The organism is Phyllobacterium sp. MT110 (genome assembly GCF_058792715.1).
On the sequence record NZ_JBXAFE010000004.1, the window covers coordinates 58,239 to 71,658 of the forward strand.

The 13,420-nt window shown below is 57.5% G+C and carries 11 protein-coding genes; 3 read left to right on the forward strand and 8 right to left on the reverse strand.

Going from position 1 to position 13,420, the window contains the following annotated elements:
* Positions 1–10: 10 nt before the first annotated feature.
* Positions 11–1,522 carry an L-arabinose ABC transporter ATP-binding protein AraG gene (araG, locus tag AC1Q5O_RS18170; protein WP_492564880.1) on the reverse strand — a complete coding sequence of 504 codons (1,512 nt, stop codon included), beginning with the start codon at positions 1,520–1,522 and terminating at the stop codon, positions 11–13.
* A 65-nt stretch (positions 1,523–1,587) separates the two neighbouring features.
* A complete protein-coding gene (locus AC1Q5O_RS18175) occupies positions 1,588–2,580 on the reverse strand; it encodes an arabinose ABC transporter substrate-binding protein (RefSeq protein ID WP_105735011.1) in 993 nt (330 codons plus the stop codon).
* Positions 2,581–2,758: 178 nt separating this feature from the next.
* Here AC1Q5O_RS18175 and AC1Q5O_RS18180 point away from each other — a divergent pair, with 178 nt between their 5' ends.
* The 3 genes from AC1Q5O_RS18180 to AC1Q5O_RS18190 all read left to right on the forward strand — a co-directional run bounded on the left by AC1Q5O_RS18180 (position 2,759) and on the right by AC1Q5O_RS18190 (position 5,330).
* Positions 2,759–3,517, forward strand: a complete 759-nt coding sequence (locus tag AC1Q5O_RS18180; RefSeq protein ID WP_492564882.1) for a FadR/GntR family transcriptional regulator — start codon at positions 2,759–2,761, stop codon at positions 3,515–3,517.
* Positions 3,518–3,531: 14 nt separating this feature from the next.
* Complete coding sequence (gene dgoD / locus AC1Q5O_RS18185) at positions 3,532–4,680, forward strand: galactonate dehydratase (RefSeq protein WP_288194018.1); 1,149 nt, start codon at positions 3,532–3,534, stop codon at positions 4,678–4,680.
* Between the two features lie 344 nt (positions 4,681–5,024).
* Positions 5,025–5,330 (forward strand): hypothetical protein, encoded by a 306-nt coding sequence (locus AC1Q5O_RS18190; RefSeq protein ID WP_288194020.1) that lies wholly within the window; start codon positions 5,025–5,027, stop codon positions 5,328–5,330.
* A 490-nt stretch (positions 5,331–5,820) separates the two neighbouring features.
* Here AC1Q5O_RS18190 and repC read toward each other — a convergent pair whose 3' ends face one another.
* From repC to cydB, 6 genes are all read right to left on the reverse strand, one after another.
* A complete protein-coding gene (repC, locus tag AC1Q5O_RS18195) occupies positions 5,821–7,197 on the reverse strand; it encodes a plasmid replication protein RepC (RefSeq protein WP_492564885.1) in 1,377 nt (458 codons plus the stop codon).
* Positions 7,198–7,355: 158 nt separating this feature from the next.
* Complete coding sequence (repB, locus tag AC1Q5O_RS18200) at positions 7,356–8,321, reverse strand: plasmid partitioning protein RepB (protein ID WP_492564887.1); 966 nt, start codon at positions 8,319–8,321, stop codon at positions 7,356–7,358.
* An 82-nt stretch (positions 8,322–8,403) separates the two neighbouring features.
* The gene (repA, locus tag AC1Q5O_RS18205) at positions 8,404–9,603 is read right to left on the reverse strand and encodes a plasmid partitioning protein RepA (RefSeq protein WP_105735049.1); all 1,200 of its coding nucleotides are present in this window, start codon (positions 9,601–9,603) and stop codon (positions 8,404–8,406) included.
* A 361-nt stretch (positions 9,604–9,964) separates the two neighbouring features.
* Entirely contained in the window at positions 9,965–11,659 is a 1,695-nt protein-coding gene (locus tag AC1Q5O_RS18210) for a GGDEF domain-containing protein (RefSeq protein ID WP_492564890.1), read from the reverse strand.
* A 465-nt stretch (positions 11,660–12,124) separates the two neighbouring features.
* A complete protein-coding gene (gene cydX / locus AC1Q5O_RS18215) occupies positions 12,125–12,244 on the reverse strand; it encodes a cytochrome bd-I oxidase subunit CydX (protein ID WP_105735051.1) in 120 nt (39 codons plus the stop codon).
* A gap of 20 nt (positions 12,245–12,264) precedes the next feature.
* Positions 12,265–13,419 carry a cytochrome d ubiquinol oxidase subunit II gene (cydB, locus tag AC1Q5O_RS18220; RefSeq protein ID WP_492564892.1) on the reverse strand — a complete coding sequence of 385 codons (1,155 nt, stop codon included), beginning with the start codon at positions 13,417–13,419 and terminating at the stop codon, positions 12,265–12,267.
* Between the last annotated feature and the right edge of the window lies 1 nt (position 13,420).

Consider the following 13,420-nt stretch of genomic DNA (forward strand, 5'->3'; position numbering starts at 1 on the left):
GCCTGTGTCCTCAATACGCAATTTCTGTTGGCTGCTTCACGTCCGGAAGCGCCGCTGCCAGGATCGCATTTTCTTCAAACTGGTCACGGTTCAACCCGGCCGCGATTTTCCCGGCGCACATGACCAGGATACGGTCGCAGATGCCCATCACCTCGGGCAGTTCGCTCGAAACCACGACGATGCCCATCCCGCTTTCGGCAAGTTCGTAGAGAATCTCGTAGATTTCGGACTTGGCGCCGACGTCGATCCCGCGCGTCGGTTCATCGACGATCAGGACCTTCACACCCTGCTCCGCCAGCCAGCGGCCCAATATGACTTTCTGCTGATTGCCGCCGGAGAGGTTGACGATGTCCTGCTTGCGCGACGGGGTGCGTACCTTCAGGCGCTTGATGAAGGTTTCCGCAACCTCCACCTCCCTCTTCCGGTCGAGCAATCCGTATGGACTGTAATGGCGGCGCGAGGAAACATTGATGTTTTCTTCGATCGAGCGTCCCTGAAGAATACCGTCATGTTTGCGGTCCTCAGAACACAGAACAATCCCCGACCGGATCGCCTGACGCGGACTCCCGGCTTTCACCTGGGCACCATCGATCGAGGTTGCACCGGAAAACTGCGGATCGGCCCCGAAGACCAGTCGCATCAGTTCGGAACGGCCCGCGCCGATAAGGCCGAAGAAGCCGACAATCTCGCCGGCGCGCACATCAAAGCTCGCAGGCTCCGGCAGGCGTTCTCCGGAAACATTCTCCACCTTCAGACGCACGGCACCTGCCTCACGGCCGCGCCAGCCCCAGATATCGTTGATTTCCCGCCCGACCATTTCGGCTACGATCTGATCACGCGTTACACCTTGCAACGTCTGATGGTGTGCTGCGAGCTTGCCGTCGCGCAAAACCGTCAAACTGTCACAAAGCCTGAAAACCTCATCCAGCCGATGCGAAACATAGAGGATAACCTTGCCTTCGGCCCGCAAGCGGTCAATCAGCGTGAAAAGAATTTCACTTTCGCGGGAAGAAAGCGAAGAGGTCGGCTCATCAAGGGCAATCACCCGTGCATCGAGCATCACTGCCTTGGCGATTTCCACCATCTGCCGTTCACCGATGGACAGCGTCTTTACCTTCTGGCGCGGATCGATATCGATTCCTGCATTCTTCAATTTTTCGGTGACATCGGCGAACATTTTTGCGGAGGCAACTACACCCGCCTTTGCCGGGAACCGGCCAAGATACAGGTTTTCCGCCACGGTCAACTCGGGCACGAGCTGCAGCTCCTGGTGGATGACGATCACACCATGTTCGAAGGCGTCTCTTGAAGAGCCATACGCCTGAACATCGCCGTCAATGCGTATTTCGCCCTCGTTCGCATGCTGATCTCCAGACAGAATTCGGATGAGGGTTGATTTACCGGCACCGTTCTCACCCATCAATCCATGCACGGCACCCTTGCGTACATCGAAACTGATGCCGGACAGCGCTTTCACGCCGGGATAGGTTTTCGTAAGATTTGAGAACTGTAAAAACGACACGTGGCTTCCCCTCCAGCTTGGCGGCGGAACAAACCGCCGCCAGGGATTTCAATATACGGCGAGGATTACTCGATACCGAGTTCCTTGCGCACCTGCTGGAAAGTATCCCGCTTGGCGAGAGCGCCCGATGTCAGGGTAAGCTTTTCCGGCTGCTTGCCGTTCGCCACCCACTCATACATGTTGGTGGCGGTCTCATAGCCATGACGCTTGGGAGAAATGATAACAGTCCCGACAAAACCGGTAGCGGTCGGCTTCTTGAACTCGTTGATCGCCGAGTCCGCCCCGCCGATGCCGACGCCGATCACACCGTCTGCCGGAATGCCCACACTCTCCGTCGCGCGCACAGCACCGAGCACCGCCTCGTCATTGAGGCCGAAAGCGACCCACTTCTTGATACCGGCATGCGCATTCAACACCACGGTTGCAGCATTCAGAGCAGCTTCGGTATCCGTCTTTGCCTGCGGGGCAGGAAAGATATTCTCGGCCTTGAAGCCGTTTGCCTTCAGCACCGAAATGGCACCCTCGACACGGTCAACGGCCGTCGGCAGCTGATCGTAGGAAACGCGAATGGCCCCCACTTCTTCCGGCTTCCAGCCGCGCGCCTTCATCTCGTCAACGATGCCCTGCCCGACGGCTTCGCCGATCTTGGTGGCGGAAATGCCCATATGCGGCACATCCTCAAGCGGTTTGCCGGCGGCATCGACCAAACGGTCATCGACCGTCATCATCTTGAGATTGTTCGCAGCCGCCTTGGCCACAATGCCCGGTCCGAGCTTCACGTCGGGCGTGCAGACGACAAAGCCCTGAGCGCCTTGCGCGCCAAGATTGTCGATTGCCGACATCAGCTTCTCGCCATCCTCAGCGCCAATCTTGACGAGAGTAAATCCCTTCTCCTTGGCTGCCTGGTCGGCAAATTTCCACTCATCCTGGAACCAGGGCTCCTCCGGCTGTTTCACGATGAATCCGATTTTGGCATCCTGCGCACTGGCAGGAACCATGGACACGACAGACATCGTTGCGAGTGCGCCGGCGAGAATCGCCGTCTTGATTAAATTCATTGTCATTCCTCCCAAAAGCACGATCCCGTTTTCCGATCGTGATGGTACAATTAATCATTTTTATCATACTCGTCAATTGCTCTGGTATGATAAATAGTCTATTGCTCAAGGGATTGGAATTCTCGATACGATGATCGATAAGGCTGTGACGCCGTCGCGTCACAGAGGGGAAGAAATGATGAGCCAAGCCACTGATCCGTCGACTGCAGGCGCGCAGAAAATACGCCGCCCCCGCGTGATGCCGGATGTGGTGCGCGCGCTTGCACGTGACATATTTGCCGGCCGTTATCCGAGCGGCAGCCTTTTGCCGCGGGAAAGCGACCTCGGCGACGCCTATGGCGTTAGCCGGACGGTTATCCGGGAGGCGCTGAAGGTTTTGGCCGCCAAGGGGCTGGTCAGCAGCCGTCCGCGCATCGGAACAACCGTATGTGATCCGGATAACTGGAACATCATCGACCCCCAGGTGCTGGAATGGCACGCGCCGCACCTCCTGGACGACCGCCTGTTCGACGCCATCCTTGAAACACGCCGCGCCATAGAACCGCTGGTTGCGGAACTCGCAGCGAGCAGGGCCACACTGCAGGAAATCGCCGATCTCGAACTTGCCTGGCAGGGCATGGCCGACGCTGCGAACGACGTGGAACAGTTCTCGCGTTCAGACATAGCGTTCCACCAGATTCTGTATGCGGCAAGCCACAACCCGGTGTTTCGTCAGATCGGCGGACTGATCGACGCGGCACTGAAATTCGTTCTCGAAACCACCGCCACCACTTCCAACGATCAGAGAAGCGAAGCGATCAAGGCGCACCGCGCCATGGTCGAAGCATTGCGGATGCGCGACGCTGCCGCTGCACGCAAGGCCGCCAGTGACATTCTGGACCTCGCCGCACGCGATCTTGCCGCGGCAAAATCCCTCAATGCAGGCAAAACCGTTTAAAGGTCAGACAGACGATGAAAATCACCGCACTCAAGACATTCATTGTTCCCCCGCGCTGGCTCTTTCTGAAAATTGAAACCGACGAGGGTGTCAGCGGCTGGGGCGAACCCGTTGTCGAAGGCCGGGCGCACACGGTTGAAACCGCGATCACGGAACTTGCCGATTATCTGATCGGCAAGGATCCGCGTCTGATCGAGGATCACTGGACGGTGATGTATCGCGGCGCCTTCTATCGCGGCGGCCCCATCCTGATGAGTGCGATCGCCGGTGTCGATCAGGCGCTTTGGGACATCAAGGGCAAAGCACTGGGCGTGCCTGTCCATGCGCTTCTCGGCGGCAAACTCCGCGACCGGATCAAGGTATATTCCTGGATCGGCGGTGACCGGCCAGCCGACATCGCCGCCGGCGCCCTTGACGTCACCAGCCGCGGTTTCACCGCACTCAAAATGAACGGCACGGAAGAATTGCAGATCGTCGACAGCCACGACAAGATCGATGCAGTCATCGAACGTGTCGCGACTGTTCGCCAGGCAGTCGGACCGAACATCGGCATTGCCGTCGATTTTCACGGCCGTGTCCACCGGCCGATGGCACGGGCCCTGGTCAAGGAACTCGATCCCTATCGCCTGATGTTCATCGAAGAACCGGTGCTGAGCGAGAACCGTGAGGCGCTCAAGGAAATTGCCGCTTTTTCATCCGCGCCGATTGCACTCGGCGAGCGCCTTTATAGCCGCTGGGACTTCAAGAGCGTTCTTGAGCAAGGGGCCGTTGATATCATCCAGCCCGACCTGTCTCACGCGGGCGGCATTACGGAATGCCGCAAGATCGCGGCCATGGCCGAAGCCTACGACGTGGCGCTGGCACCCCATTGCCCGCTTGGCCCGATCGCACTGGCAGCTTGCCTGCAGCTTGATGCTGTCAGTTACAACGCCTTCATCCAGGAACAAAGCCTCGGTATCCACTACAACAGTACCAATGATTTGCTCGACTACGCCAAGGACAAATCCGTCTTTCACTACGAGGATGGTTATGTGGCAATTCCGGAAGGTCCGGGCCTCGGCATTGAAATCAACGAGGAATACGTCATCGAACGCGCCAAGGAAGGACACCGCTGGCGCAACCCGATCTGGCGGCACAAGGACGGCTCTTTTGCCGAATGGTGATGTTCAAGCGCCGTCATTTTGATCGATCATTCTGCGATCCATCGCTGGACAATTCTGGTCAGTCCTAAATTGCATGAACGGTTCAATCGCTGGACACGCATTCTTACCCGCACCTGAAATTTCAACGAGACATATCCCATATAAAGCCCCTCGGTTTTGGTGTGATCGCAGCGTAAACAAACGTCTCGTATATTTCCTCCGCATTCTCACATCGGTCGTCGCGCGCTTGTTATCAAGCGGTGGCTTGCAGTGGAATGCGCATGTTGGCCGTCAAATAATTTGAGTTGACCGTTTTTGATGACGAGGCAACACTTGCAATCCACCGCAAGGCAGGAGGAAAAATTATGAACGAGCCTGATCGTTGGCGCCACATGGCAGCCGCGCCGAGAGATGGCCGGCGGATTCTCGTCACGATTCGCCCATCCGAACAGGGGCCGGCGGAAGTCGACCTTGCCTATTGGTCGAAGGGTGATCAGTTCGGCACAGAAGGCTGGCGTGCTTCCGATTCCTCGCCTGGCCGCCTCGTCGAATATGCCGAGCCGGAATTGAAATGCTGGATGCCGATGCCCACAGCTAATCTCGACGGCAGCTCCATGCCGTCACCATGGGAAGGCGACGACGCGCGCGAGCTCGACGGGACAGGGATTTAGTAGCTCGCGCCGATATGTTGCGAGGACTCAATATGGACTCTCAAAATCCTGTTGAGCCACAGGCTTTTATACTCACTGCAGTCTATTGTTCGTTGTTTTTGTTATATTATTTATCCTATCCCGCACCTAATACGAAGATAGCTTCGGCAGTATGGACTTAAAACTTTTCTTAACCATGATGCCGAATGCGATATGCGCCTGATGGGGCTGCGTTAAAAGGCTAATTTCGCTCTGCGGTGGTCCATCTACCCGCTTATCGCGGCATTCGTGGCTTTGCTTGGCTGTACAGCGTTGCTTTTAATGAGTTTTTGGTGCCCCCTGCCCTCTCCGCTCTGTCCTGGCGCCTGCGTACTTGCCGGTGTTTTTCTCTTATCGGCATATACAACTGTTCGTTTTCTCGCGTCTTGCGCGTTTGTACACATTGAATTTGCTGGGGTTTTTCCGGGTGGTTTCGCCCGCGAAACGGTGTGGTTGGCGCGCCATGTCGGTGTTATTCCAGCTGCCCCTTGACCAGTCTGACATGGGTGCCATTGGCCCTGAGCTGGGCAAGCAGCATCGGCCAGACGGAGAATTCGCCCTTGGCCGCCTTGTCGGTGAGGGAGCGCAGATACCCGCCGGCCGAATTGATCTGATCGGCCCTTTGCAGGATGCAGGCCATGGCAATGGCGGCGTTTTCCTGGCCGAGCACCGCACAGGCCTCCTCATAGGCGGATGGGCTGACGCCGAGCATGGAGCGCACGACAATGGCCGCGCCCATCAGTTCGGACCAGCTGGCCAGCCCGTTTTTGGCATAGGCCGCGATATCCGGACAGGCCTGGCGCACCAGTCCGAGCGGAACCGGCTTTGCCTCGAAGCCATCCGCGCCCAGCCCGGAAAGATCGACGCTGCGGCCGGACATATCTGCCGGCAGCCCGGCGGCCTCCGGCATCCTCCGGTCCGGGCCCGGGTTTTCCGCTGTCTGGTCTTCCCCCGGCTCTTGCTGCGGTTCGCTCGGCAGATCCCCGTTGTGGTTGTGCGTGTTGGCTTGGCCTTGGTCTTTTCTAAAGCCGGGTTCAAGATCAGAAGTGGATTGGGTATTTGAATTTTGTTTGTGGCGCTCAGAATGAGACTCTTTGGCGCTTGTTTGTGTCAAATTCAGCTTATCCTGCAACAACTTGGAGATCTCCAGCTGGATGCATTCCAGGCCGTCGACAACCGGCTCCAGATCGCGGATCGTCGCCTGGCGGGGAATATCATCGATCACACCGCGAAACGCCGTGTGGTGGCCGTTCCAGTCGATGTCAGGCATTTCCTCAAAGCCGAGCTCAATCAGCTTGACGATGTCGCGGCGCAACAGCGTCACCTTCTCCTTCATCAGCTTCAGCTGCAGCCGCTCGCCCCGCACCGTCTGCGCCATGGTGTCGAACTCCTGCGCCCGCACCACCAATGGTGCCAGCGAGAAGCCAAAGGCCTCGCCGCCCTCCCCTGCCCCCGCTGTTCGGGCTTTGCGCGCATAGCGCTTGCCGTTGGGGCTGTCCTTGCGGAAAATCAGGCCGGTTTCCACCAGCGCGCTCAAATGCCGGCGCAGCGTTGCCGGCGCCATGCCGTGCGCACGCAGCGACAATTGCACATTGGACGGAAACACCACCAGCCCGCCCGCCTCGCTGAGCTCGCTCTGCGGATAGAACGTCAGCAGCGCGTTCAGAACCACCAGCGCCCGGTCGGAAATCCCGATCAGCGCCCGTGCCTCGCACAAGGAGCGGAACAGCTTCCATTTGTCGACCGAAGCCTGCGGATCGACGTCGCTCGCCTGCGCCTGTGTTGCCAGCATGCCAAGCGACAGCGATCGCCGCCCGAACGGCGTCGTGAATGCATTCCCCGACTGCATCGTCTTCTACCTTTCAATAGGCAAAAGAAATCCGCTCGCCCAAACGACGCCAAAATGTCTTGACACTGATTCCCGGAAATGCGATTCTCGATCCTGCTAGAGATATGAGAGAAGCCTTCCAAGACAGAGATGTTTAGGTGGGCTTTTTTCTTGTGCGGTTAATCTCCTGTTTTTCCTACTGTTTCCGATTCCCTGAAGGCTCGATAGAGTTCGTCAAGGTTATCGGCAATATATGCACCGAAACGAGAAGCATTTCTGGCCTTCAACGCCAGTGTAAAGCTCTTTCCCGTATCTTTGATCTCTGCGTTAAGCGATTTATCCTTGGCCGCCCAGGTCTTCGTCCTGGAAGCGCTTGCTTTCAGCGCCGGCCGCTTCGCATTGTTCAGGCAATCGAACAGGCGCGCAAACCGGTCATCGCTGTTCTCGACAGCAAAGTCCGGAGAATGAATGAACTCGGCCGCCCTCGCCTGATTTCCCGGCTGTTCCAGAAACTTGGAAAGCTGCCACCAGCGATCCCGCCCCGTTGCCTTGGCCGAGCCGATGGCAAGAACGATAGTCTCTGGTATGTACGACGAAACCGACTGCATCTTGGAAAACGTCGTCGGATCAAGTGCCAGCGCCGATTTGACGACGGCATGATCATAGCCAAGATCGCCCAGCCGCTTTGCAAACAGCGTCCGCTCGATAAAGGAGAGGTTTTGCCGCGCCGCGTTTTCCTGCCCCTGCGCGATGACGTGATCCTGATCCGCCATCGGCTTGACCACGGCGCGCACGAACTTGCCGAGATGCCGTGCGACCTTAACCCGGCGATGACCGAAAACGATCTGGTAGCGACCGGATACGGAGGGGTGCGGGCGAACGAGAATGGGCGAATCCTGCCCCCTCTCCGCAATGGCAGCCAGCAGCTCCTGAAAAGCCTGATCGTCGTCATCGATGCGATCGGCGACAAACGAACCGTCGATCAGTTCCGGATCAAGTTCAACGACACTGCCCTTGGCCAGTTCTTCGAACGAGCTCTTGATGGAGCGCGATGCACCCGTCACCACATACGATAGGGCGTCGTTGCGTTCCGTCTGCGCGGGCGCCGGGTTCATCACGCTGCTGAAAATATCCTTCCGGGCCATCTAATTGCGTCCATTCCCAGTCATGCAGTTGATTCTTCTTGCGAAAATCAATGTTTTTACGGCAGTAAATCGTAGGTTCATGTCATCGGCCCCACGCACGATGCACGAGCGAGGCGATCTCGGCATTGACAGCGTCAAGTGACTCGATCGCCCGCTCATAGGTTGAGCGCGTGAAACTGTTCTTCTCTACCTCGTAAAGCGTCTGCTTGGTCAGGCCGGCATCCGATACCGCCGTGGATTTCAGCATGGCATTGGCCAGTATCTCTTCAGCCAGCATGGACTGCATGAAGCCCACCATCTGCGCCTGCGGAATATCCGTCGGTTCGTAGCGGGTAATCAGGTAGCGGAACCAATCGAGTTCCACTTTCGCTCCCGCCTGTTTCACGGTCTTCAGGATACCACCCAGCATGAGCAGGAACTGGGACATGGACATCAGATCCAGCATCTGCGGGTGCACGGTGATCAAAACCGCCGTGGCAGCCGACATTGCCGTCAGCGTGAGATAGCCGAGTTGCGGCGGGCAATCGACGACAACCACGTCATAACGGTCATCGACACTCTCCAGCGCGCTGGCGATACGGGTAAAGAACTGCCGGCCTTCGCGCGATGCCTTGTCCTGCATCGCCAGCGGGGTATCGTACTCATACTCCTGCAGTTCGAGATTGGCCGGAATGATATCGAGCCCGGGGAAATTGGTCGGCAGGATCACATCGGCAATCGGCTTGCGCTGATCGTCATAGCGGATGGATTCGTACAGCGACAGATTCCGGTCCAGTTCAGGCTGGAAACCGTGCAGGGCGGAAAGGGACGCCTGCGGATCAAGATCGATCGCCAGAACCCGGTGGCCCGTCAGCGCCAGATACTGCGCGAGATGCGCCGATGTCGTGGTCTTGCCGGAACCGCCCTTGAAATTGACGACAGCGATCACCTGCAGCTTGTCGCCGGGCTTGCGGTGCGGCACATATTTTTTAACCTCGGTCCGGCCGTTGCGGTCGAGATAATGGCGCAGCTCCAGCATCTGCTCCGCCGTATAGGAACGCCGCCCGGATGCGGCCTGGGCCGGCACGGGCCCCTTGCCTTCCAGGTGCAGCCGCTTGAGATTATTCTGCGTCACACCAAGATAGTGCGCCACTTCCGCCATGGAGAACTGCCGCAATGTCTTCTTGGCATTCGGCGGAAACTTTTCCATGCGAAGCTGGTTCAAACGGCGTGAAATCTCTGCACCCTGATCGAGGATCTTGTCATCAAACTCAAACTTGGGCAGAGGTAGAGCGAAATTCATCGGAGACAAAACCTCTAATAGCGCTTTTTCAAAGCAAATCTTCTGAGAAGCGCCATTAAGCTCCGATTCGAACAAACCATCAAGAAATTTTAGGTTAACAGAAACTTAACAACAGTTTTGTCATGCAATACATGCGGAGCTTTGAATCCCGATGCATATCCAGCGGCGCTGCCGCGCGCTGCATTAAAACGCGAGTAACTTGCTGTTTTTCCTACAAAAACATTGAGTATTTACCGCAGTAAATACGCCTTTGAACCGGACACCCGACGCAATCGGGGCAATCCATCTTACAGCCGGGCGCCGCTTCACCATTGTAGCCCACCCGACTTATCCGATGATTTATCAGCAGGCACGCCCGGAATCATGCGTTTTCAGCGTCGGTCTGGTCATCGGCGGCGAATCGAACGCGATTCCTGCCCTCCGACTTGGCGCGGTAGAGCGCGACGTCCGCCGCCTTGATGAGTTTCGGCCATCCGGCGGAGCCCAAGACGCCGCTGGCGACGCCGAAACTTGCGGTCATATTCAGACAAACACCGTCTGCCAGCCGAATCTCGTGTCGCTGCAAGGCAAGCCGGATGCGGCGAGCGCGCATGACGACGTCCGCAAGCTGGTCACCCGTCGAGAGAATGGCAAACTCCTCGCCGCCAAACCGGGCGATGACATCCGCCGACCGGACCATTGACCGCAGCAGGGCCGATACGTCCTTGAGCACATGGTCTCCGGCCTGATGGCCATAGGTATCGTTGACGAGCTTGAAGTAATCGATGTCCAGAAGAATAAGACAGGCCGTCTCCGGCTGCTCATCCTTGTTTGCTGCGCTCTGACCGATCAGGTCGAGCGTGCGTCGATTGAAGAGACCGGTCAAGCCGTCGGTTTCCGCCTGCTCCTTCAATTTGTCGGTCAAGATAGCCCGCTCATGCAGCTTGCCGCGCAAAACCTGCAGCGCATCGAAAAGCCGGCGCATTTCCCCGGCATAATGCTGCCTGTCGCCAAGTTTGACCGGTACGTCGTGGGCAAGGCCGATAACCTCTTCGCGCGCCTGCAGGAGCGGTGACAGGACGGACCGGTGCACCATATGAACAAGGCTCGCAAGAATGGCCAGTATCGCCGATGTTATGGCGACAACCATGATCAAGGTACTCAAGGCATGATCACGCGTGTGCATGAGTTCGTCGATCTTGACGTTCAGAAACTCGCTGCGCAGGCTCTCCAGCGGTTGAAGCGTTTTTACAAAGCGGTCTGTGAACTGCTCCGCCGTCATGGAATATTGCCCGGAGACCCGGCCTTCCGCGACAAGAGCATCGACCATGCCCAGACCCTCGCCGAAAAACACACGCTCGATTTCCTCGCGCTTGCCGGCAAGACGGGCATCGCTGCGGAAGAGGGCGTCCTGCACGCCAATCAGGCGCCAGAGCTCATTGAGCCGCCCACGCGTCCGGCTGCTGTCAATCAGGTGCTTGCGTTCCAAGGGATGATGCGTCGCGATCGGTGCCATGATCTGGGACGCAATGCGACCGCCATATTCCCGAAGATCGCTCAGCATGTGGCCCGTCATCACGGATGCCGCGATGGCATCGTCGGATCCAACAAGCTCATTGACATTCCAGGCCACAATTGCTTGGAAATCGTCGACAACCGCAAACATGCCTTCAATCGCCTGTTGGACGTCGTCTGTAGTGCGCTGGTCAAATGGCATCGCAGCGACCCGATCGACATCCATTCTGGCGCGTTTGAGATCAACACCCGTCTGCTCAAGCAGCCGGAGAGGGATGGGGTGGTTTAGGGTTCCCGGATCAGGTGTTTGAGGGGCTGCCGCAGCGGCAAGAGCCGCATCACTGGCGGCGCGAAACTGGATAAGCCGCTGGGTTACGTCAGGTGTCAGAGGATCGGCGCTCCCCATGACCGTGTTCGACGGGCCGCGTTCCGCCGACAGGCGATTGGCGGCGTCCAGAACCAGGCGAAAGCGTTCAACCCGATCAAGATTAAGCCGTGCGAGCCGGTAATCCCCATAGGAAGGCAATATGATACTCGCCGCGAGAATAGTGGTACAGGCCACGGCCATGCCTATCCCGGTCCAAAGCTTCCGATACAGGCTGGCGCCTGCATTGTTTCGCGGGGCATTTCGGGGTGGTTCAGTGGAGCTGGACTCTGGCAGGGCGGGACGTCTCCCAAAACGGGCCGGACGAAAAGAAGTCAATCAATATTATCCTATCGCAATAGTTCCCGCCAGCAGCTGAGGCGCCACCAGCAAGACTGTCCTTCGTCCCCTCTGAAGTCCGCGTTTTCTGACAAACGCTTGGTCTTGTCGCTCAATCGTATGGCTGGTTTAAGGGAAGATATCAATAGGCAAGCACACGCATAGGTTGATATTGATGTGCACTTTTTAGTTGTATTCTTTCAAGAGACACTGGGAAAGCCCTGGTCTGCAGTCAAATACCGGGCGGCAAATGAGACACATTTGCCGCCCGGTACGCCGGCGATAAACCATCCGGCCGATCAAGTCTAAAACGGATGTCCGTTGCTATTTCTTGCCGCCCGCCTTGCGGCTGGCATCGTCCTCGACCAGTTCATACCACATGGCATTGAGAACGGCGAAAGCAGCAGCAAACGGCAATCCGAGCAGCCAGGCAAAATACCACATTCTTCTACTCCTTCTTCGTCCTAGTAAGCGTGACCGCTCTTGTTGGTGATTGTCTTGTCATCCACCTTCCCCCACAGCACGTGATAAACCCAGCTTGTGTAGAGAACGATCAGCGGCACGAAAATGACCGTCACCACCAGCATGATGAACAGGGTCAGGTGGCTTGACGACGCATCCCAGACTGTCAGGCTCGATCGCGGATCAAGCGACGATGGCAGGATGAAGGGAAACATCGACAGGCCCACGGTCGAGATAATGCCGAAAATCGACAGTGCGCTTGCCAGGATGGTGGTGATTTCCCGCTTGAGACGGAAACCCAGCATGGCGACAAGAGCGCCCAGGAAGCCGAGGAGGGGGGCAACCAGCATCCATGCATGTGTGTTGAAATTGGCAAACCAGGCGTTCTTGTCCGACACCACAGTCTTCAGCAGCGGATTGGATGGCCCCGTTGGATCGACGACGCTGGAAATGCGATACCCGTCCAAACCGGTCCAAAGGATAAGTCCCGCGACGGCAAACAGAAGCACGGTGACCGGCGCCGCGATCCCGCCAAATCTGCGGGCGCGCTCGGCGATGATCCCCGTCGTCTTCAATTGCAGCCACGCACTGCCGTGCATAACCAGCATGGCGACCGAAAGAAGCCCGCAGAGAAGCGCGAACGGGTTCAGCAGCCCAAAGAACGACCCTTCATAGAAAATGCGCAGATCGCCGTCAAAACGGAAGGGAACACCCTGCAGCACGTTGCCCAGGGCCACGCCGAAGATGAGTGACGGCACGAAGCCGCCGACAAACAGGGCCCAGTCCCAGGCAGCCCGCCAGGTGGCACTCTCGCGCTTCGACCGATATTTGAACGCGACAGGCCGGATGATCAGCGCCGCCAGGATAACGAACATGGCGAGATAAAACCCGGAGAAGGAGACCGCATAGAGTGGCGGCCAGGCGGCAAATATCGCGCCGCCGCCAACAATGAGCCAGACCTGATTGCCTTCCCAGATCGGACCGATCGTGTTGATGGCGATACGGCGCTCCATGTCGGTGCGGGCCACAAAGGGCAACAACGTACCGATGCCGAGATCAAAGCCGTCGGTGACGGCAAATCCGATCAGCAACACGCCGAGCAGAACCCACCAGATCAACCTTAAAGTGTCATAGTCGAGAAATTGATGCAGGATCATG